20 protein-coding genes are annotated in these 19,529 nt (G+C 70.4%); 14 read left to right on the top strand and 6 right to left on the bottom strand.

Annotated elements, in window-relative coordinates:
• Window positions 1-15 precede the first annotated feature (15 nt).
• The 8 genes from nucS (at window position 16) to OG371_RS06640 (ending at window position 8,250) form a co-directional block, all read left to right on the top strand.
• Window positions 16-675, top strand: coding sequence for an endonuclease NucS (gene nucS, locus OG371_RS06675; RefSeq protein ID WP_329066629.1), 660 nt, complete (start codon window positions 16-18; stop codon window positions 673-675).
• 221 nt (window positions 676-896) lie between these two features.
• Complete coding sequence (locus tag OG371_RS06670; protein ID WP_329066628.1) at window positions 897-2,594, top strand: sodium:solute symporter family protein; 1,698 nt, start codon at window positions 897-899, stop codon at window positions 2,592-2,594.
• Window positions 2,595-2,603: 9 nt separating this feature from the next.
• Entirely contained in the window at window positions 2,604-2,894 is a 291-nt protein-coding gene (locus OG371_RS06665; protein ID WP_329066626.1) for a hypothetical protein, read from the top strand.
• Window positions 2,895-2,941: 47 nt separating this feature from the next.
• Complete coding sequence (locus OG371_RS06660) at window positions 2,942-3,940, top strand: hypothetical protein (RefSeq protein ID WP_329066624.1); 999 nt, start codon at window positions 2,942-2,944, stop codon at window positions 3,938-3,940.
• A 119-nt stretch (window positions 3,941-4,059) separates the two neighbouring features.
• Window positions 4,060-5,061, top strand: coding sequence for a dihydroxyacetone kinase subunit DhaK (gene dhaK, locus OG371_RS06655; protein ID WP_329066622.1), 1,002 nt, complete (start codon window positions 4,060-4,062; stop codon window positions 5,059-5,061).
• Window positions 5,061-5,687: a dihydroxyacetone kinase subunit DhaL gene (gene dhaL / locus OG371_RS06650; protein WP_329066620.1), complete on the top strand. Its 627-nt coding sequence runs from the start codon at window positions 5,061-5,063 to the stop codon at window positions 5,685-5,687. The genes dhaK and dhaL overlap by 1 nt, the downstream gene beginning before the upstream one ends.
• A complete protein-coding gene (gene dhaM / locus OG371_RS06645) occupies window positions 5,684-6,361 on the top strand; it encodes a dihydroxyacetone kinase phosphoryl donor subunit DhaM (protein WP_329066617.1) in 678 nt (225 codons plus the stop codon). Before dhaL ends, dhaM begins: the two co-directional genes overlap by 4 nt.
• 116 nt (window positions 6,362-6,477) lie before the next feature.
• A complete protein-coding gene (locus tag OG371_RS06640) occupies window positions 6,478-8,250 on the top strand; it encodes a 3-hydroxyacyl-CoA dehydrogenase family protein (RefSeq protein WP_329066615.1) in 1,773 nt (590 codons plus the stop codon).
• Here the strand turns inward: OG371_RS06640 and OG371_RS06635 are convergent.
• Together OG371_RS06635 and OG371_RS06630 are read right to left on the bottom strand one after the other, a co-directional pair.
• On the bottom strand, window positions 8,244-8,828 hold the full coding sequence (locus tag OG371_RS06635) for a short chain dehydrogenase (protein WP_329066613.1): 585 nt from the start codon (window positions 8,826-8,828) through the stop codon (window positions 8,244-8,246). The two genes, OG371_RS06640 and OG371_RS06635, sit on opposite strands and share 7 nt — an antisense overlap.
• Window positions 8,829-8,899: 71 nt before the next feature.
• Window positions 8,900-9,082, bottom strand: coding sequence for a hypothetical protein (locus OG371_RS06630; protein ID WP_329066611.1), 183 nt, complete (start codon window positions 9,080-9,082; stop codon window positions 8,900-8,902).
• Between the two features lie 180 nt (window positions 9,083-9,262).
• On the opposite strand from OG371_RS06630, the gene OG371_RS06625 reads away from it, so the two are divergent.
• Window positions 9,263-10,105: a hypothetical protein gene (locus tag OG371_RS06625; protein WP_329066609.1), complete on the top strand. Its 843-nt coding sequence runs from the start codon at window positions 9,263-9,265 to the stop codon at window positions 10,103-10,105.
• 3 nt (window positions 10,106-10,108) lie between these two features.
• Here OG371_RS06625 and OG371_RS06620 read toward each other — a convergent pair whose 3' ends face one another.
• Entirely contained in the window at window positions 10,109-10,582 is a 474-nt protein-coding gene (locus OG371_RS06620) for an Lrp/AsnC family transcriptional regulator (protein WP_329066608.1), read from the bottom strand.
• A gap of 58 nt (window positions 10,583-10,640) precedes the next feature.
• On the opposite strand from OG371_RS06620, the gene OG371_RS06615 reads away from it, so the two are divergent.
• Window positions 10,641-11,753, top strand: a complete 1,113-nt coding sequence (locus OG371_RS06615; RefSeq protein WP_329066605.1) for a trans-sulfuration enzyme family protein — start codon at window positions 10,641-10,643, stop codon at window positions 11,751-11,753.
• A 497-nt stretch (window positions 11,754-12,250) separates the two neighbouring features.
• On the opposite strand, the gene OG371_RS06610 is transcribed toward OG371_RS06615, so the two are convergent.
• Window positions 12,251-12,454, bottom strand: a complete 204-nt coding sequence (locus OG371_RS06610; RefSeq protein WP_329066603.1) for an FmdB family zinc ribbon protein — start codon at window positions 12,452-12,454, stop codon at window positions 12,251-12,253.
• 393 nt (window positions 12,455-12,847) lie between these two features.
• Here OG371_RS06610 and OG371_RS06605 point away from each other — a divergent pair, with 393 nt between their 5' ends.
• Together OG371_RS06605 and OG371_RS06600 are read left to right on the top strand one after the other, a co-directional pair.
• Complete coding sequence (locus tag OG371_RS06605; protein ID WP_329066601.1) at window positions 12,848-13,972, top strand: alkaline phosphatase family protein; 1,125 nt, start codon at window positions 12,848-12,850, stop codon at window positions 13,970-13,972.
• Between the two features lie 826 nt (window positions 13,973-14,798).
• Window positions 14,799-15,104, top strand: coding sequence for a hypothetical protein (locus OG371_RS06600; RefSeq protein WP_329066599.1), 306 nt, complete (start codon window positions 14,799-14,801; stop codon window positions 15,102-15,104).
• Window positions 15,105-15,466: 362 nt separating this feature from the next.
• Here the strand turns inward: OG371_RS06600 and OG371_RS06595 are convergent, their stop codons facing one another.
• Window positions 15,467-16,009 (bottom strand): GNAT family N-acetyltransferase, encoded by a 543-nt coding sequence (locus OG371_RS06595; RefSeq protein ID WP_329066596.1) that lies wholly within the window; start codon window positions 16,007-16,009, stop codon window positions 15,467-15,469.
• Between OG371_RS06595 and OG371_RS06590 the strand changes: the two genes are divergently transcribed.
• A complete protein-coding gene (locus OG371_RS06590; protein ID WP_329066594.1) occupies window positions 16,008-16,751 on the top strand; it encodes an alpha/beta fold hydrolase in 744 nt (247 codons plus the stop codon). The genes OG371_RS06595 and OG371_RS06590 overlap by 2 nt on opposite strands.
• On the opposite strand, the gene OG371_RS06585 is transcribed toward OG371_RS06590, so the two are convergent.
• Window positions 16,744-17,574 (bottom strand): phosphotransferase enzyme family protein, encoded by an 831-nt coding sequence (locus OG371_RS06585; protein ID WP_329066592.1) that lies wholly within the window; start codon window positions 17,572-17,574, stop codon window positions 16,744-16,746. The genes OG371_RS06590 and OG371_RS06585 overlap by 8 nt on opposite strands.
• Before the next feature lie 137 nt (window positions 17,575-17,711).
• Here OG371_RS06585 and ctaD point away from each other — a divergent pair, with 137 nt between their 5' ends.
• Window positions 17,712-19,487: an aa3-type cytochrome oxidase subunit I gene (gene ctaD, locus OG371_RS06580; RefSeq protein ID WP_329066590.1), complete on the top strand. Its 1,776-nt coding sequence runs from the start codon at window positions 17,712-17,714 to the stop codon at window positions 19,485-19,487.
• The last annotated feature ends 42 nt before the right edge of the window (window positions 19,488-19,529 follow it).

Below are 19,529 nucleotides of genomic sequence, written 5' to 3'. Positions count from 1 at the left end.
TCCTACCCTCGGCGGGTGCGTCTCGTGATCGCTCGCTGCCAGGTCGACTACGCCGGCCGTCTGACCGCCCATCTGCCGATGGCCACCCGGCTGCTGCTCGTCAAGTCCGACGGCTCCGTGTCCGTCCACTCCGATGACCGCGCCTACAAGCCGCTGAACTGGATGAGCCCGCCGTGCTGGCTCATCGAGGACGGCAAGCTGTGGATCGTCGAGAACAAGCAGGGCGAGAAGCTGGTGATCTCGATCGAGGAGATCTACCACGACCACGCCCAAGAGCTGGGTGCAGAGCCCGGCCTGCAGAAGGACGGCGTGGAGGCCCACCTCCAGGAGCTGCTGGCCGAGCACATCAAGACCCTCGGCGACGGCTACACGCTGGTGCGCCGGGAGTTCCCCACCGCCATCGGCCCGGTCGACATCATGGCGCGCGACCCCGAGGGCGGCAGCGTCGCCGTCGAGATCAAGCGCCGCGGCGAGATCGACGGCGTGGAACAGCTGACGCGGTACCTCGAGCTGCTCAACCGCGACCCGTTGCTGGCACCGGTGCAGGGCGTGTTCGCCGCGCAGCTGATCAAGCCGCAGGCGCGCACCCTCGCCGAGGACCGCGGCATCCGCTGCCTCACCCTCGACTACGACGCGCTGCGCGGCATCGAGTCCGACGAGTTCCGCCTGTTCTGAACCGGGCTCCCTCAACCGAGCACCGGGCAACAGGCCGCCAGCCGACCCGCTCGCAACGCCGTCCGTAAGCCTCTTTTGCCCTCCTTGCCCCGAGGTGGGGAGGCCTTCCGGGCGAAAACCGCCATGTCGTGGTGCCGACCCTGAATCCATGCAGTACTGTTCCCGCCTGGCAGGAACGTGGTGGTTCCTGTGGGAAATTGTTTGATTCGGAGGTGGGTCGGGTGCACGTCCTTGCCGACGCGAACCTGCGACTCGACGCTAGTGCTATCGACTACATCGAGTTGGCGTTCTATTTCGTGCTGGTGCTCGGCATCGGTTATCTGGCCAGAAGGCAGGTGTCGAGCAGTCTCGACTTCTTCCTCTCCGGACGGTCGCTGCCGGCCTGGGTGACCGGGCTGGCGTTCATTTCGGCGAACCTCGGCGCGGTCGAGGTGATGGGCATGTCGGCCAACGGTGCCCAGTACGGCCTGCCGACCGTGCATTACTTCTGGATCGGCGCCATTCCGGCGATGCTGTTCCTGGGCCTGGTCATGATGCCGTTCTACTACGGCTCCAAGGTCCGCAGCGTGCCCGAGTTCATGCGCCGCCGGTTCGGCAACGTCGCGCACCTGGTCAACGGCATCAGTTTCGCCGCCGCGCAGATCCTGATCGCCGGCGCGAACCTGTTCCTGCTGGCCAGCGTGGTGAAGCTGCTGCTCGGCTGGGACCTGTGGATCTCGATCGTCATCGCGGCGGTCATCGTGCTCTCCTACACCGCGCTCGGCGGCCTGTCCGCGGCGATCTACAACGAGGTGCTGCAGTTCTTCGTGATCGTCGCCGCGCTGCTGCCGCTGACCATCGTCGGCCTGGTGAAGGTCGGCGGCTGGCAGGGCCTGGTCAACAAGGTCACCGGCAGCCCGGGCGGTACCGCGCAGCTGCATTCGTGGCCGGGTGACAACCTGACCGGCTTCGGCAACAACTTCCTTTCGGTGCTGGGCATCGTCTTCGGCCTCGGCTTCGTGCTCTCCTTCGGCTACTGGACCACGAACTTCGTGGAGGTCCAGCGGGCCATGGCGTCGAAGAGCATGTCGGCCGCGCGGCGCACGCCGATCATCGGCGCGTTCCCGAAGATGCTGGTCCCGTTCATCGTGATCATCCCCGGCATGATCGCCGCGGTCACGGTGCCGGAGTACTTGCACGACAAGGGAATCCTGCTCCAGGGCGGCAGCGCGCCGAGCGGTGTCACGTTCAACAACGCACTGCTGCTGCTGATGCGCGACCTGCTGCCCAACGGCATGCTCGGCATCGCGATCGCCGGTCTGCTCGCCTCGTTCATGGCCGGTATGGCAGCCAACCTGAGCGCGTTCAACTCCGTGTTCACGTACGACATCTGGCAGGCGTACGTCAAGAAGGACAAGCCGGACGGCTACTACCTGCGGCTCGGCCGCGGCGTCACCGCGGGCGGCACGATCCTGGCGATCGGCACCGCGTTCATCGCGTCGAACTCGGGCAACATCCTGAACTACCTGCAGGACCTGTTCTCCTTCTTCAACGCGCCACTGTTCGCCACCTTCATCCTCGGCATGTTCTGGAAGCGGATGACGGCCAGCGCGGGCTGGATCGGCCTGGTGGCCGGTACCGTGTCGGCGATCCTGATCTGGAGCCTTTCGCAGGCCGGGATCATCGGGCTGACCGGCCAGGGCATCAGCTTCGTGGCCGCCGGCGCGGCGTTCGTGGTGGACATCGTGGTCAGCGTCGGCGTCTCGATGGTCACGCGGCCGAAGGCGGACAGCGAGCTGGTCGGGCTGGTCTACTCGCTGACCCCGCGCGCTTCGCTGAAGCACGACGACAGCGGCGAGAACTCGGGCTGGTACCGCAAGCCGGGCCTGCTGGCCGGCATCGTGCTCGCCGTGACCATCGTCCTCAACGTCATCTTCTAGGAGGTCGGAATGACTGACGAGTCCTCGCGGCCGCGCAAGGCGGGCGCCTTCGACATCCGGTTGATCATCGCGTTGCTGACCGGCGTGTACGGCGTGGTGCTGACGGTGATGGGCGCGGCGTTCACCACCCAGGCGGACCTGGACAAGGCCGCCGGGGTGAACATCAACCTGTGGGCCGGCATCGGCCTGCTGGTGTTCACGGCGATCTTCGTGACGTGGGCGCTGCTGCGCCCGATCGTGGTCCCCGCGGACGCCGGGGCGTCGGAGAACATCGCCGAGCCGCCGGCACCGGTCGAATAACCGGGTTGTCCGGACAGGCCGCGCCGGTGGCGGCTACCGTGCTCCGCGTGGTGCACGATCTCCGGCGCGGCCGGTTCCTGAAGCTGTCCGCACTGGTCGCGGCGGGTGCCCTGGTGGTGTCCGCGTGCGGCGGCCCGGACCTGGGCAAGCAGAACTTCGCGCGGACGACGGTCCCCGCCGCGAGCGGGGATTCGTCGGCGTCCTCCGGCCCGATCACCGACCCGGCGGTCGCGGCCGCCGCGCTGCGCCCGGTGCAGCCTTGCCCGTTCGTGGACCAGGCCTCGCTCGCCGTGCTCGGCACGCCCGACGGCGACCCGATGCCGTCCAGCGTTCGGTTCGACGACTGCCGCGCGAAGGTGAAAGACCCGGGTGGCAAGGAGATCTCGGTCGACGTCCAGGTCGGCACCCCGGTCAGCTTCGCCTCCAGCAAGGGCACCGGCCAGGTCGGCGGCCTGCCGCAGGTCGAGGTGAAGGACACCACCGGAGGCTCCTGCACGGTCAGCGCGCTCACCTCGCGGGACCCCGACCTCGGCCTCTCGTTCGTGATCGACTACGCGGGCGGCGACCCGTGCCGCGCCGGGCGGACGCTGCTCACGCCGGCCGTGCAGAAGCTGCACTCCTCGCCGCAGAAGTACGCCGAAGCCAAGGGCTCCCTGATCAACGTCGACCCGTGCTCGGTGCTGACCGACGCGGCGGTGGACCCGGTGATCAAGAACGCCAAGGCCAGGGCCGCCTCGATGCACAGCTGCGTGTGGGGCAGCAGCGCGAGTGTCACGGTCCTGTTCTTCCCCAGCACCGCGCCGCTCGAGGGCGACGGCTGGGTGAAGGCCGACGCCGGCACCCCGAACCAGGCGTTCCAGAAGCAGGGCACCGCGGGCAGCTCCGACTGCCGGGTCCAGTGGCAGCACCGGCCGTGGCAGGACGACAGCGTCGAGGTGGCCCAGGTGCAGTACACGAACTACGACACCAAGCCGGAGACCGACGACCCGTGCGGCAAGGCGCTCGGCCTGGCCAAGCAGCTGGCGCCGAAACTGCCGCAGCCCTGACCAGCTCGTGAGTGTCTATGACGGTTAGAACCGGCATAGACACTCACGAGCCTTGGCGGTGGGTGGCCGCGGGCGGATAGGTTGGGTGCGCACCCCCACCGAAGACGCCGGAGGTCCTCATGAAGAAGATCATCAACGATCCGGCCGCAGTGGTCGCGGAGTCGCTCAAGGGCCTCGCGCTCGCCCACGCGGACATCCTTCGGATACAGGACGATCCCGCTGTGGTCGTCCGGGCCGACGCGCCGGTTTCCGGCAAAGTCGCGGTGATCTCCGGTGGCGGGTCCGGCCACGAGCCGTTGCACGGCGGGTTCGTCGGCCGCGGCATGCTCGACGCGGCGGTGCCGGGCCCGGTCTTCACCTCGCCGACGCCGGACGCGGTGCAGGCCGCCGTCGCCGCGACCACCGGGCCCGCCGGGGCGTTGCTGATCGTCAAGAACTACACCGGCGACGTGCTCAACTTCGAGACCGCCGCCGAGCTGGCCGCGGCCGAAGACCTCGACGTGCGCAGCGTGGTGATCGACGACGACGTCGCGGTGAAGGACTCGACGTTCACCGCCGGGCGGCGCGGGGTGGGCGGCACGGTGCTGCTGGAGAAGATCACCGGCGCGGCGGCGGAGCGCGGCGACTCGCTGGACGCGGTGGAAGCGCTGGCGCGCAAGGTGATCGGGCAGGTGCGCTCGATCGGCGTGGCGCTGACCGCGCCGACGGTGCCACACGTCGGCGAGCCGAGTTTCGACCTCGGCCCGGACGAGGTCGAGTTCGGCATCGGCATCCACGGCGAGCCCGGCCGCGAGCGCATCCCGCTCGAACCGGCCGACGCGCTGGTCGCCCGGATGGTCGAAGCCGTCGTCTCGGACCTGCCGTACGAGGCGGGCGACAAGGTGCTGCTGTTCACCAATTCGATGGGCGGCACCCCGCTGGTGGAGCTGTACCTCGCGCACGGGATCGCCGAGCGGCTGCTGGCGGAGCGTGGGATCGTGGTGGAACGCAGGCTCGTCGGCCCGTACATCACCAGTCTCGAGATGCAGGGGATGAGCCTGACGCTGCTGAAACTGGACGACGAGCTGACCGAGCTGTGGGACGTGCCCGTGTGGACGCCCGCGCTGCGGTGGGGGATCTGATGGGCTGTTCTTCGGAAGGCTTCGCGGCCGCGCTGCGGGCCGCGGCCGAGGTCGTCGCCGAGCACCGCACCGAGCTGATCGAGCTCGACCGCGCGATCGGCGACGGCGACCACGGCGAGAACCTGAGCCGGGGCTTCACCGCGATCGTCTCGGCGTTGGAGACGGAGGTGCCGCCGACGCCGGGGGCCGTCGCGAAACTGGCCGCTACGACGTTGATCTCGAAGGTCGGCGGCGCGGCGGGACCGTTGTACGGCACGGCTTTCCTGCGTGCGTCGGCGAAGCTGGGCGACGCCGCGGAGATCGACGTGCCGCTGCTGCTCGAAGCGCTGCGGGCCGCGCTGGAAGGCGTGCAGGCGCGCGGCAAGGCGGTCGGTGGCGACGCGACGATGGTGGACGCGCTGATCCCGGCCGTTTCGGCCGCTGAGGAAGCCGCCGTCGACGCCTCGGTCGCTTCGGTGCTCGCGGCCGCGGCCGACGCGGCCGACCGCGGCGCGGAGTCCACAGTGGACCTGGTGCCGCGCAAGGGCCGCGCGTCCTACCTCGGCGAGCGCGCCGTCGGGCACATGGATCCCGGCGCCAGGTCGACGGCGTTGCTGCTTCGCGCGTTCGCGGAGGCGGCCCGGTGACCGTCGGAATCGTGCTCGTGTCGCACAGCGCGAAGCTGGCCGAAGGGCTGGCCGAGCTGGCGGCGCAGATGGCGCCGGACGTCCGGATCCGCCCGGCCGGCGGGCTGCCCGACGGCGGCGGGATCGGCACCGACTACGACGAGGTCGTCGCGGCCGTCCAGCGCGCCGACTCCGGCGACGGCGTGGTGCTGCTGTACGACCTGGGCAGCGCGCAGATGACGGCCGAGCTGGCGGTGGAGTCGCTGGCCGACCCGTCCTCGGCGGTGGTCGTCGACGCGCCGCTGGTGGAGGGCGCGGTGGCGGCGGCCGTGGCCGCGCAGGGCGGGGCGAGCCGCAAGGCCGTGGGCGAGGCCGCGGCGAGCGCGGGGCTGGCGCCCGACCTGCTGGCCGTGGACGCCGAGGCCGATGGTGCCGAGGAGAAGGCGCTGACGCTGGCCAACGAGGTCGGGCTGCACGCGCGCCCGGCCGCGGTGCTGGTGCGGAGCCTGGCCGGGATCGACGCCGAGGTCTCCGTGCGGCTGGGCGAGCGGGAGGTCGACGGGCACAGCGTGCTCGCGCTGATGTCGCTCGGCGCGCGCCAGGGCGACCGGATCGTCGTCCGGGCCAGCGGGCCACAGGCGGGTGAGGCGCTGGCGAAGGTGACCGCGCTGGTGGAGACGAACTTCGGGGGGTGAGCCGGGTTCGCGACCGGGTGAGATGCCCCCGGTCTGACTCGATTCCGAAGTGCTTTCGCGAGGCTGCCGTGCCACAGTAGGCCCACACTACCCGCGAGTAACCTCCGGAGGACCCGATGGCACGGGACATCTCGAAGGTCGGCGTCGTCGGCCTGGGCACGATGGGCGCCGGCATCGCGGAGGTGCTGGCGCGCAGCGGGATCGACGTCGTCGCCGTGGAGCTGGACGAAGCCGGCGTCGCCCGCGGCCAGGGGCATCTGCGGCATTCCACCGAACGCGCGCTGGCCGGCGGCAAGCTCGACGAGGCGGATCGCGAAGCGCTGCTGGCGCGGGTCAGCTGCTCGACCTCGCTGTCCGACCTGTCCGAAGTGGACCTGGTGATCGAGGCGATCCCGGAGAGCCTGGCGGCGAAGGCGGAGGTCTTCTCCCAGCTCGACAAGGTGACGCGGCCGGACGTGGTCTTCGTGTCGAACACCTCGTCCTTGTCCATCACCGAGATCAGCGTGCACACGGCGCGCCCGGGCAAGGTCGTCGGCATGCACTTCTTCAACCCGGCGCCGGTGCTGAAGCTGGTCGAGGTGGTGCGCACGGTCGTCACCGAGCCGGAGGTGGTGACCGACGTCGTCGCGTTCGCCGAACGGCTCGGCAAGGTGCCCGTGGTGATGGGCGACCGCGCCGGGTTCATCGCGAACGCGCTGCTGTTCGGCTACCTCAACCACGCCGTGCGGATGTACGAGCAGCGGTATGCGACGCGGGAGGACCTGGACGCCGCGATGCGCTTCGGCTGCGGCTACCCGATGGGGCCGCTGGCGCTGCTGGACCTGATCGGCCTGGACACGGCGTACGAAATCCTCGACACGATGTACCACCAGTCGCGCAACCGGCTGCACGCGCCGGCACCGCTGCTGAAGCAGATGATCACCGCCGGCCTGCTGGGCCGCAAGACCGGCCGGGGCTTCTACACCTACGACGCGCCGGACTCGCCCACCGTCGTGGCCGACGGCTTCACCCCTTCATCCACAGTGGAATCCGTGGCGCCGCGCGAAGTGCGGAAGGTGGGCGTGATCGGCACCGGGACGATGGCCACGGGCATCGCGGAGGTGTTCGCCAAGCGCGGATTCGACGTCGTGCTGCGGGCGCGGAGCCTGGAGAAGGCCGAGGCGTCCGTGGCGAAAGTAAAGAAGTCACTGGACAAATCCGTGGTGAAAGGGCGTCTGTCCGAAGAGGACGCTGCCGTCGCGCTGGGCCGGATCGTGCCGGTCACCGACTTCGAGGCGCTGGCGGACGTGGACCTCGTGGTGGAGGCGGTGGCCGAGGAACTGGCCGTGAAACAGGCGGTTTTCGCGGCCCTGGACGAAGTGGTGCGGCCCGGGGCGGTCCTCGCCACGACGACGTCCTCGCTGCCGGTGATCGAGTGCGCGGCCGCGACCTCGCGCCCCGGGGACGTGCTGGGGCTGCACTTCTTCAACCCCGCGCCGGTGATGAAGCTGGTGGAGGTCGTGTCCACGATCGCGACCGCGCCGGACGTGGTCGCGACCGCCGCCGCCGTGTGCGCGGCCGTGGGCAAGCATCCGGTGCACTGCGGCGACCGGGCGGGCTTCATCGTCAACGCGCTGCTGTTCCCCTACCTCAACGACGCGGTGAAGATGCTGGAAGCGCACTACGCGTCGGCCGACGACATCGACACCGCGATGAAGGTCGGCTGCGGCCTGCCGATGGGACCGTTCGAGCTGCTCGACGTGGTGGGGCTGGACGTCTCGCTGGCGATCGAGCGGACGCTGTTCAACGAGTTCCGCGAAGAGGGGTTTTCGCCTGCGCCGCTGCTGGAGCATCTGGTGACGGCGGGGCGGCTCGGGCGTAAGACGGGCAAGGGTTTCAAGGACTACTGAGGAATGACGGTGGTGCCCTGCGCGGTGCCTTCGACGAGTCCGGCGTAGGCGGCCGCGACCCTGGCCACGGGCGTGCCGCTGCTGCCGTCTTCGCCCATGGCCTCGAGGGTTTCGCTGATCCAGCCGGGGCTGACGGCGTTGATCCGGAGCCCGCGCGGCAGGTCGGTGGCCGCTGAGCGGACGAACCCGGCGAGGCCCGCGTTGGCCAGCGCGCCCAGGCTGCTGCCGGGGATCGGCTCGGTGAACGTGCCCGCGGTGAGGGTGATCGAGCCGCCGTCGGCGAGGTGCGCGGCGGCCCGGCGCGCGAGGGCGACCTGCCCGAGGAGCTTGCCGTGGAGGTCTTCGAGGACCTGGTCCTCGGTGAGGTCGGCCAGTGGCCTGAGGGGGACGTTCGCGGCGCAGCAGACCACGGCGTCGGCGGTGGTGTTTTCGAACAGCGCGCCGAGCGACGCGGGGTCGGTGAGGTCGGCTTTGGTGTCGCTCTTGCGCGAGACCGGAACCAGCTCGTGACGCGGCGCGAGGGCGGCGGCGACGGCCCGGCCGACGAGCCCGGACGCGCCCAGCAGAATGATCTTCACCGGCCGGACGTTACCGTTTTCCGCTGGTGTCCCGCCACCGATTTCGGCAATTCACGAACCGGTTTCGGGCCTTAGCCGACGGCCAGCGCGATACCCAGCCAGATCGCGCCGATCACGGCGGCTCCGGCGAGGGCCGCGAGCAGCAGCCAGAGCGTGTCCGCGCGTTCTGCCGGGGTCGGCAGGCGCAGTGGTTCCGTTGGCGGGCTCCAATAATCCGGCGTGTTCCCCGAAGTCGGCTCCGTAGTGCTTGTCATCGCTCCAGCCTCCGTACCGTTCTCGGCAATCCATTGTGGCCGGGAGGTCGGGACGACTCGGGAATCCGTTACCGGCAATGGCGCCCGGGCCCTTTTTCGCGACCGGATCGAGAGAATTCGTCGCGCTTGGTGCTCGCGCTGTGCTCCAAAGTTGTCGGTGGTGCTGGTTAGGCTGCGGCCATGGACTTGCCAACGCTGGGCGGGGCCCCGATCCCGGGCCTCGCCGACTACCTGCGTACCGCCGTGCGCCTGCATCCCGCCGAGGGTTCGCCCGGGGTGCGCGAAAGCCATGTCGGCGGGCCGCTGCTGTGGCCCGCGGGCGAACCGTGGCCGACGTGCCCGGTGACCTGGCCGCCGCGGCCCGGGGCGTCCGACGACCAGTGGGCCGGCGGGCATCCGGCCGACGAGCCGGTGCCGTCGATGGTGGGCGCCGCGCAGTTCTTCCGGCCGGACTTCCCGGAATTGCCGTTTCCGGACGGGGCGGACGTGCTGCAGGTGCTTTTCTGCCCGACCCTGCACAACAGCGAGCACCACTACGGGCCGGCGGTGCGGCTGGTCTGGCGGACCGCGGCCGACGTCACGGTGGTCGCCGAACCGCCGCCGGAACCGGAGGAGGCCGAGCCTGAACTGATCCTCGAAGCCCGGGCGCTCCGGCCGTGCCGGTTCCCGGAACTTCCTTACACCGCGGACATTCCGGCGCAAGACCGTGCCTCGATGGGCTTTCCGGCCGACCACGCGGCGGTGGACTGGCCGGAGCTGGGCCAGTTCTCCAAGATCGGCGGCTGGACGTCCTGGTATTCCGCGGACCCGTGGCAGCTCGACTGCGGGGAGTGCGGGGAGCGGCTGCGTCAGACGTTGGCGTTCGCGTCGCAGGAGGACGAGCGGCCGTGCGGCTGCGACCTCGGTCTCGGCGGCCTCGGGGAGGATGCCGAGACCGGGCTCTTCGTCAGCGATTCGGGGGTACTCAACGTTTTCCTGTGCCCGGCCGACGTGCGGCACCCGTTCAAGGTGCGGATCGACTGATGCTCACGCCGGGGGCAGCAGCGGACCGCCGCTCCAGTGCTGGAAGACGAGGTTGGTGTGCACGCGCGCGACCTCGTCGCGGGCGGTCAGCTCGTCCAGCACCAGGCGTTGCAGCTCGGCGGCGGAGCTGGTGGCCACGTGCGCGAGGAAGTCGTCCGGCCCGGTGAGGTGGTAGACCGCGCGGACCTCCGGCAGCGCCAGCAGGTGCTTGACGAACGGGTCCACCAGCGGCCGCCGGTGCGGGCGGACCTGCACGAACAGGAAGGCCTCCAGCGGACGGCCCAGCTTCGCCGCGTCCACGGACGCGTGCTGGCCGGTGATCACGCCCGACTCGCGCAGCCGGGCCACGCGGTCGAGGCAGGTGGACGGCGCGAGCCCGACCTCGGCGGCGAGGTCCTTGTTGGAGATCCGGGCGTCGTTCTGCAGGAGGCGCAGGATGTCGAGATCAACCGGACTCAGTTCGACGGATCCAGTCATCCGCGAATGATATCCGAGATCATTGCTTTGCCGCCGTGCTTTGACCGAGCCTTTGCAAATGACTTCTGTGCTGCGCACCCGAGCCGTCCACGCCGGGCGGGACGACCTGACCGACCTGGGCCTGCACGTCGCCCCGCTCGATTTCTCCACGACGTACCCCTCGCGGGACAGCGCGGAGGAGGCGCGCCGGATCGACGAGTTCACCTCGGGCGGCAACGTCACCGGCATCTACGGGCGCATCGGCAACCCGACGGTCGAGCGGTTCGAGCAGGCGCTGGCCGAGCTGGAGGGCTTCGAGCACGGCGTCGCGTTCGCCAGCGGTATGGCGGCGATCTCCGCGTGCCTGCTTTCCGCTGTGGCGCAAGGGAAACGTCACGTCGTCGGGGTCCGGCCGATGTACGGCTCGACCGACCACCTGCTCACCTCGGGCCTGCTCGGCACGGAGGTCACCTGGGTCGCGCCCGAGGACGTGGCGGGGGAGATCCGGCCGGACACGGGGCTGGTGTTCGTCGAGACGCCCGCGAACCCGACCCTGACCGAGCTGGACATCGCTGCCCTCGCCTCGGCGTGCGGCGAAGTTCCCCTCCTGGTCGACAACACCTTCGCGACGCCCGTCCTCCAACGCCCCGGCCGTCTCGGCGCCCGAATCGTCCTGCACAGCGCAACGAAGTTCCTCGGCGGCCACGGAGACGTCATGGGCGGCGTCGTAGCCTGCGACGCCGAAGAAGCCGCGCGCCTACGCCAAATCCGCTTCGCAACGGGCGGTGTCCTTCACCCTCTCGCGGGCTACCTGCTCCTGCGCGGCCTCGCGACGCTGCCCCTGCGCGTCACCGCGGCCTCCGCCACGGCCGCCACCCTGGCCGAGCGCCTCGCCTCGCACCCCGCGGTCCGCACCGTGCACTACCCGAAACTCGGCGGCCCCCTGGTGGCCTTCGAGCTAACGGGCGACCCGCACGCCCTGATCGGCGCCGTCCGCCTGATCACGCCCGCGGTAAGCCTCGGCAGCGTCGACACGCTGATCCAGCACCCCGCCTCCCTGACCCACCGAGTAGTGCCCGCCGCCGACCGCGAGGAAGCCGGCATCACCGCCAGCCTGATCCGCCTCTCCGCCGGCCTGGAAGACGTCGAAGACCTGTGGCATGACCTGGACCAGGCCCTGAAAGCCTGCTGACACCCGGGCCGCACCCACTCGCCGCCCCGCGCTCGTTGCGCTGGCGACCCGAGGCGTGGCGGCCGCTGCCGACACGTGGCTTGCCGGTGACTGGGGTGGCATCCGGGCGTCGAGGCGTGCCTGCCGCCCACCGCGAGGCGGTTGCCGGTGGTCGGAGCGATGGCCGGGTATCGAAGTGCGGCTGTCGGGGCTCACGGTGCGGTTGCCGGCGGTGACCGGGTGCCGATTTACGGCTGCCAGAGGGCTGGTGCGGTTACCGGCGGTTGAGGTCATTGCCGGGTGCCACGGTGCGATTGCCTGTGGTGCCCGGGCGTCGAGTTGTGGCGGCCGGACGTCACGGTGCAGTTGCTGGTTGCCACGGTGGCGGCTCGGTAGCGAAGTGCGGGCGCCGGTGGTCGTGCTGGCGACCCGGTGTCGACGTGCGGTCCCGGTGGTTGCGGTGGCGACCCCGTACGGCCGCGCACCGACTCGGGCGCTTGACCGCAAGCGTTTGTTCGTCAGCTGCAGCAACCGCCACCGCAGCAGCCGCCACCCGAGGAAGCGGGAGCCGCGGCCGACCCCGTGAGCGCGACCGTGGTCAGCAGCTTCACCGTGTCCGTGTGCCCCTCAGGGCAGGGCGCCGGCGCGGCGGACTCGCTCATCGGCCGTTGCAACTCGAACGTCCCGGTGCAGTCGCGGCAGCGGTAGGCGTAGGTGGGCATGGCGGGATTATCGCCGCCGGGGTGCCGCAGGGGAAGCACCGCCCTTCTGGAGGGCGACCGGTGGACTCCTGAGTCGGGCAGGCCTCATCGGCTGCCTGCTGCCTTGGCCGGGTCGCCTTGGCAGCGGCGGGGTCGGCTGTTGTGCGGGCGGGCCACGCTGTCTGCCCTGCGACATGGGCCGAGCTGTCCGGGCGGTAGGTGGCCCGGGTGGCTGTCGCGCCGGGCTTGCCGCTTGGCTGTCTGCTGCTTCTGCCGGTCGCCGTGACGGTGAAGTGGTTGGTGGCAAGCATTGCCGGAGCAGCCAAGGGCCACGGGGCCGGACAGGAAACGGCCAGTCGGCCTGTGTGGCCGGGGTGATGTCCGGGTGGCGCTGTCCGGTGGGAAGCTGTGGTGGTGGATGTTCCCCAGCTTGCGGATCTCCCGCACCTTGGCCAGGTTGTCCCGGCGTTGCTCGGCTCGCTCGGCGTGCCGGGGGAGGTGAGCAGCCTCGCCCTGCCCGAGGCGAGCAGTGCGTGCGTGCTGCTCATCGACGGGCTCGGCTGGCAGCTGCTCGCCGAACACGCCGCCGACGCGCCGGTGCTCGCGGAACTCGCGAAGCGGCCGCTGCGGGTCGGCTTTCCGTCGACGACCGCGGCGGGGGTCGCGGCGATCGGGACCGGGCTGGCGTCCGGGGAGCACGGCATGGTCGGCTACACCTTCGAGATGCCCGGGACCGGCGTGCTGAACGCGTTGCGCTGGCGTTCCCACACCGACGGCAGCGACCTGCGCGGCGCCCTGCCGCCGCGGGAGGTGCAGCCGTTGCCGACGACGTTCGAACGCGCCGCGGCCGCCGGGATCGACGCGGTGGTGGTGTCGTCGGCGCAGTTCGCGGACACGGCCCTGACCCGGGCGACGCAGAGCGGCGCGCGTTACGCCGGCGTGCACGCCCTGGGCGACCTGGCCGCGCGGACGCTGGACGTGTTGTCGTCACGCTCGTTCTGCTACGCCTACCACAGCGAACTCGACCTGCTGGGGCATCTGTACGGACCCGGCTCGACGGCGTGGCGCATGCAGCTTCGGCACGTCGACCGGCTCGTGGAGTCCATTGTGGACGGACTACCGCCCGGTGCGCTGCTGGCGGTGGTGGCGGATCACGGAATGGTGACCGTCGACGAAAAGCTGGACCTCGACGACACGCCCGACCTGCTCGCCGGCGTCCGCGCGTTCGGCGGCGAAGTGCGGGCCCGCCACGTCTACACCGAACCCGGCGCGGCGGCCGACGTGCTGGCCGCGTGGCGCACCGTCCTCGGCGACCGTGCCTGGGTCCTGCCCCGCGACGAGGCCATCGAACGCGGCTGGTTCGGCCACCCGGTGAGCGACCGCATCCGCCCGCGCATCGGCGACGTCGTCGCAGCGGCGACCGGGACTTTCGGCCTGGTCCGCGAACTCGCCGAGGCCGTCGAGTCCTCCCTCATCGGCCAGCACGGCTCCCTGACCGAGGCCGAGCAACTGGTCCCGTTGGCGCTCGCACAAGGCTGACCGCTGGGCGTTTCCGGAGGGCGGGCGGCTGGTCCTTGTACAGGGGCTGGCCGCAGGCCTGCGGGACAACGCTCACCGAGGGTTGTGGCGCGGAGGGTGCTGGGCGCGGGCGTGCTGCGGAGAGGGGGAACGTCAACCCTCGCCCGATCCTGACTTCGGAGGCGCTGCGAAGGAGCCCGAGTCTGACGTCCGCGGGCGCTGCGCAGGAACCCGAGTCTGACTTCGGCGGCGCCGCGAGGGAAAGCGAGGGCCGCCGACCCTCGCCCAAAGCCGATGGTGGTGCACGTGCCCGGAGTACCTGTTGCCGGGCGCATACCTGGCGGGTGCTTGTTAGCGGGCGGGTGTCCGCGGGTGTCTGTTGGCAGGCGCGGATCCGCCGGGTGTTTGTTGGCGGGCGCAGGTCCGGTGGGCGTCTGTTGGTGGTGGGTGCCCGTGGGTGCCGATTGGTGGGTGCGTGCTCGGCGGGTCCCTTGGCGGACGCGTGTTCGACGGTGCCTGGTTGGCGGGCGCAGGTCCGGTGGGCGTCTGTTGGTGGTTGTGTGCCCGCGGGTGCCGATTGGTGGGTGCGTGTCCGGCGGCTCCCTTGGCGGGCGTGTTCGAGGGTGCCCGGTTGGCAGGCGCATATCCGGTGGGCGTCCGGTGGCGGGTGCGTGTCCGCGGGTGCCGATTGGTGGGTCCATGCCCGGCGGCTCCCTTAGCGGGTGCGTGTTCGAGGGTGTCTGGTTGGCAGGCGCAGGTCCGGCGGGTGCCTGATGGCAGGCTGATTTCCGCGGGTGTGGCGAGACTCCTGCGCGGGCGTGCCCAGCCGACGGTTACCGTTTTCGGTGTGCCCCGACGTAACCGCCCCGGGCGTGACCGTCCCGATCGCGCCGACCGTCCCGACGTCGGCGGCACCAGTGGCTGGGCGCATTCCGAGTCGGGTCAGGACGGGGACTGGCTGGTCCGCACCGTGCCCGGCGCCCACGCCACCAAGACCTACCGCTGCCCAGGCTGCGACCACGAGATCCGCCCCGGCACCCCGCACGTGGTGGTCTGGCCCGCCGACGAAACCGGCTCTGTCGCCGACCGGCGACACTGGCATCGCGCCTGCTGGGACGCGCGCGGCCGCCGCCGGCCCACCCGCCGCTGGTGACGTCCCTGCCTGTCGCCGCACCGCTGATGAGGACCCGCCTGTCGCCGCACCGTTGGCGACGGCCGCCAGCCGACTCGCTGCCGGTAGAGCCCAGGCAGTCAACCGGGCGTTGGCGAGAACCGTTGACCCGCCCGCCGTTGGTGGGGGATCTGCCAGTCAGCCTGCCGTGGATGGGGATCCCGCCAGCCAACCCCAGTCGGCTGGGACCCGCCACGCCCCGCCGCCGTTGGTGAGGCCCGCGTCGACCAACCCGCCGCTGGTGACGACAGCGCCCACACCACCGCGATCCCGGCGCTGCCACCAGGAGCCAGGCAGGTCACGACCGGCGCCGAACCACCCACTCACCCGGCAACCAGACCCCGTCACCGCCGGAAGTTGCGCACCACCGCACCATCCTCGTAAGTCACCTCCTCGTAGTTCGTGAATCCCAGCCGTTCGACGACGCGCAGCGACGGTTTGTTGATGACGTTCACCGAGATCAGCACCGGGGCCTGGGCCAGTTCGCGCTCCGCCCAGTCCACCGAGGCGCTCGCCGCTTCCACCGCGTAGCCCTGGCCCCACGCCGACGGGTGGAAGCGGTAGCCCAGGTTCAGCACCTTCTCGCCCTGGAAGTCGCGGAGGCGGACGCCCGACATGCCGAGCAGGGCGGGACCGTGGTGGTCGCGCACGGCCAGGTAGCCGTAGCCGTGTTCTCGCCAGTGCGCGAGCCAGGCGTCGAACATGCGCTGCGCGGCCGGCTCGTCCGGCGGGTTCACGCGGAAGCGGTTGGTTCTCGGGTCGGTCTCAATGGCCACCATCTCCTGCCGGTCCGCCTCGGTGAAGGGGCGGAGCAGCAGCCGTTCGGTCTTGATCTCCGTCAGCACATCCCCGAAGGTAGCCCCGGGGTCCGACAAAATGGCGGGCATGACCGAACTGCCCCTGCTGCTTTTGCACGCCTTCCCCCTCGACGCCCGGATGTGGGACCCGGTGCGCGCGCCGCTCGCCGAGCGCGTCCGGCTCGTCACGCCCGACCAGCGCGGGCTGGGCCGCAGCCCGCTGCCCGAGAGCGGCCGCGAGCCTAACCTCGACGACGCCGCCCGGGACGTCGTCGCGTTGCTCGACCGCCTCGAACTGGATCGCGTGGTGCTCGGCGGCTGTTCGATGGGCGGCTACCTCGCGATGGCCGTGCTGCGGCTGGCCCCTGAACGCGTCGGCGGCCTCGTGCTCATCGACACCAAGGCGACGGCCGACACGCCCGAAGCCGCGCGGGCCCGGCTGGATGTGGCGGAGCGGGCCGAGACCGACGGCGTCGCCGGGTGGCTCGCCGAGGCCAATCTGCCCAACCTGCTGGCTTCGACCGCCGCGCCGGACGTCGTCGAGCGCGTGCGCGGGCTGATCGACGAGCAGCCGCCCGCTGGGGTCGCCTGGGCCGCGCGCGCCCTGCGCGCCCGGCCGGATTCCGTCGAATTACTGCGTGACACCAACGTTCCGGCGCTGGTGATCGTCGGCGAGCAGGACGCCATCACCCCGCTCGAAGCGGCGAACACGATGGTCGGCGCGCTGCCGGACGCCACCCTCGTCGTGCTTCCCGGCGTCGGTCACCTGACTCCGCTGGAGGACCCCGCGGGCGTCGTGGAGGCGATCCTCGTCTGGTACCCGATCAGCTGAAGTATTCGGCCAGCGCCGCGCGGGCGTCGCCGAGCCGGTGCGGGAACCGCTTCGCGATCAGAAACCGCCAGCCCACGGCGAAAAGCGAACGCAGCCGCAGATACGACGCGATGGCGGCTTCGTCCACTTCGGCCGGATACGCGGCGAGCAGGTCCGGTCCGCCCTGCTTCGCCAGGATCGCCAGGTCCCACGCGAGCGGGCCGCGCCAGGTGTCTTCGAAGTCGAGCCAGCACGGCCCGTCCGCGGTCGCGATGAGGTTGCCCGGGTGCGCGTCCCCGTGCAGCGCCTGGACGGGGGCCAGCGGCACTTCCGCCTCGATCCGGGCGGCCTCCTCGCGGATCCGGTCCGCGGCCCCGTCCATGGCGTCGCCGTGGAGCCGGAGCATCGTCTCCACTTCGTCGAACGGCCCGCGAATGGGCAGTTCGCCGGGAAAGTCGCGCAGTACTGAATGGACCCGGGCGAGTGAATCCGCGACCTCGCCCGGGCTGTGCCGATGGTCCGGATCGTGCGGCGTCCAGTGCCAGAGCGTGACCGGCAGGCCCTCGGCGAAATGCGGGCCGGCCGGGGGATCCGTGGTGGGTGAGACGACGCGCACATCACGCTCGGTGAGAAAGGCCGACAGGGCCACGTCCCGCGCCAGCCAGGCCGTCGCGTCGGGGCGCAGGAGCAGCGTCGTGCCAGGCACTCTCGCGACTACGTGACCTATTCTCACCAGCACGTTCGACCGCTCGTGGAGCACCTCGGGCGAGTCCGCCGGCAACCCCAGCCTCCGGGCCACCGCGGTGGCCGCGAGCACCGCCGAAGCGGTGTAGGGGTCGGTCATGCGGTGATCTAACCAGCCGGTGCGCGCGACTGTCGGTAGCGAGGGCTACGATCCCACCTAGCCGCCGGATCAGGCCCGCCTGACCCTTCGGTGTCCCGGATGTTGACCACCACAAGGTTTCAGTGTTGGAGGCAGGAGTGACGGCCGTAGCCCCCAAGCCGATCGCAACGCGCCCGTATCCCGCGCGCGAGTCGGTTAAGGGTTCGTACCTGCTGCGGTTGTTCCGCACGACGGACCACAAGCAGATCGGCATCATGTACCTGGTCACGTCGTTCGCCTTCTTCATGGCGGGCGGCGCGATGGCGATGCTCATCCGCACGGAGCTGGCCCGCCCGGGCCAGCAGTTCCTGTCGTCTGAGCAGTACAACCAGTTGTTCACCATGCACGGCACGATCATGCTGCTGCTGTACGCGACGCCGATCCTGTTCGGTTTCGCGAACTTCATCCTGCCGCTGCAGATCGGCTCGCCGGACGTGGCGTTCCCGCGGCTGAACGCGTTCTCTTACTGGCTGTACCTCTTCGGCGGCCTGATCGTCCTGTCCGGCTTCCTGACCCCGGGTGGCGCCGCCGACTTCGGCTGGTTCGCCTACACCCCGCTGTCGGACGCGATCCACTCGCCGGGCGTCGGCGCGGACCTGTGGATCTCCGGTCTGGTCGTCTCGGGCCTGGGCACCATCCTCGGTGGCGTCAACATGATCACCACGGTGATCTGCCTGCGCGCCCCGGGCATGACGATGTTCCGGATGCCGATCTTCACCTGGAACATCCTGGTCACCAGCATCCTGATCCTGCTGGCGTTCCCGATCCTGACCGCGGCCCTGATGGGCCTGCTGGCGGACCGGCACCTCGGCGCGCACGTCTTCGATCCAGCCAACGGCGGGGTCATCCTCTGGCAACACCTGTTCTGGTTCTTCGGCCATCCAGAGGTATATATCGTCGCTCTACCATTCTTCGGGATCGTCTCCGAGATCTTCCCGGTGTTCAGCCGGAAGCCGATCTTCGGTTACAAGGGCCTGGTCTTCGCGACGCTGGCGATCGCGGCCCTGTCCGTGGCGGTGTGGGCGCACCACATGTACGCCACCGGCGCGGTCCTGCTGCCGTTCTTCTCCTTCATGACGTTCCTGATCGCGGTCCCGACCGGCGTGAAGTTCTTCAACTGGATCGGCACGATGTGGAAGGGCCAGCTGTCCTTCGAGACGCCGATGATCTTCTCGATGGGCTTCATCGTCACGTTCCTCTTCGGTGGCCTGACCGGCATCCTGCTGGCCGCGCCGGCGATCGACTTCCACGTGTCGGACAGCTACTTCGTGGTGGCGCACTTCCACTACGTCCTCTACGGCACGATCGTGTTCGCGACCTTCGCCGGGATCTACTTCTGGTTCCCGAAGATCACCGGCCGGATGATGGACGAGAAGCTCGGCAAGTGGCACTTCTGGACCACGTTCATCGGCTTCCACGGCACCTTCCTGGTCCAGCACTGGCTGGGCGCGGAGGGCATGCCCCGCCGGTACGCCGACTACCTGGCCAGCGACGGGTTCACCACGCTGAACACGATCTCCACGATCGGCGCGTACATCCTCGGCGCCTCGACGCTGCCGTTCATCTGGAACGTGTTCAAGAGCTACCGCTACGGCGAGATCGTCACGGTCGACGACCCGTGGGGCTACGGCAACTCGCTCGAGTGGGCCACGTCCTGCCCGCCGCCGCGGCACAACTTCACCGAGCTGCCCCGGATCCGGTCCGAGCGGCCCGCGTTCGAGCTGCACTACCCGCACATGGTGGAGCGGCTGCACGCCGAGGGTGAGATCGGCTTCTTCGGCAAGCCGCGCAACGGCCACGGCGCGCCGTCGCAGAAGCTGGTCGACGCGACCATGCCGGGTGACCACGACAAGGACAACTCGGGCGAGCACTAAGACCCGTTGATTTCGAAAAGGCGCGTGCCCGGCTGGTGTGAA

This window comes from Amycolatopsis sp. NBC_01480 (assembly GCF_036227205.1).
In the GTDB taxonomy this organism is placed as follows: Bacteria; Actinomycetota; Actinomycetes; order Mycobacteriales; family Pseudonocardiaceae; genus Amycolatopsis.
The sequence above is the reverse complement of the archived record's forward strand: the minus strand, read 5'-3'. Positions and strand labels throughout refer to the sequence as shown.

Excerpts from the sequence above, each read along its gene's own strand:
- OG371_RS06615 (WP_329066605.1), top strand. The coding sequence starts at position 10,641 with ATGACTTCTGTGCTGCGCACCCGAGCCGTCCACGCCGGGCGGGACGAC.
- OG371_RS06610 (WP_329066603.1), bottom strand. The coding sequence starts at position 12,454 with ATGCCCACCTACGCCTACCGCTGCCGCGACTGCACCGGGACGTTCGAG.
- OG371_RS06590 (WP_329066594.1), top strand. The coding sequence starts at position 16,008 with ATGACCGAACTGCCCCTGCTGCTTTTGCACGCCTTCCCCCTCGACGCC.
- OG371_RS06630 (WP_329066611.1), bottom strand. The coding sequence starts at position 9,082 with ATGACAAGCACTACGGAGCCGACTTCGGGGAACACGCCGGATTATTGG.
- OG371_RS06585 (WP_329066592.1), bottom strand. The coding sequence starts at position 17,574 with ATGACCGACCCCTACACCGCTTCGGCGGTGCTCGCGGCCACCGCGGTG.
- OG371_RS06595 (WP_329066596.1), bottom strand. The coding sequence starts at position 16,009 with ATGCCCGCCATTTTGTCGGACCCCGGGGCTACCTTCGGGGATGTGCTG.
- OG371_RS06665 (WP_329066626.1), top strand. The coding sequence starts at position 2,604 with ATGACTGACGAGTCCTCGCGGCCGCGCAAGGCGGGCGCCTTCGACATC.
- OG371_RS06625 (WP_329066609.1), top strand. The coding sequence starts at position 9,263 with ATGGACTTGCCAACGCTGGGCGGGGCCCCGATCCCGGGCCTCGCCGAC.
- dhaL (WP_329066620.1), top strand. The coding sequence starts at position 5,061 with ATGGGCTGTTCTTCGGAAGGCTTCGCGGCCGCGCTGCGGGCCGCGGCC.
- dhaK (WP_329066622.1), top strand. The coding sequence starts at position 4,060 with ATGAAGAAGATCATCAACGATCCGGCCGCAGTGGTCGCGGAGTCGCTC.
- OG371_RS06640 (WP_329066615.1), top strand. The coding sequence starts at position 6,478 with ATGGCACGGGACATCTCGAAGGTCGGCGTCGTCGGCCTGGGCACGATG.
- OG371_RS06620 (WP_329066608.1), bottom strand. The coding sequence starts at position 10,582 with ATGACTGGATCCGTCGAACTGAGTCCGGTTGATCTCGACATCCTGCGC.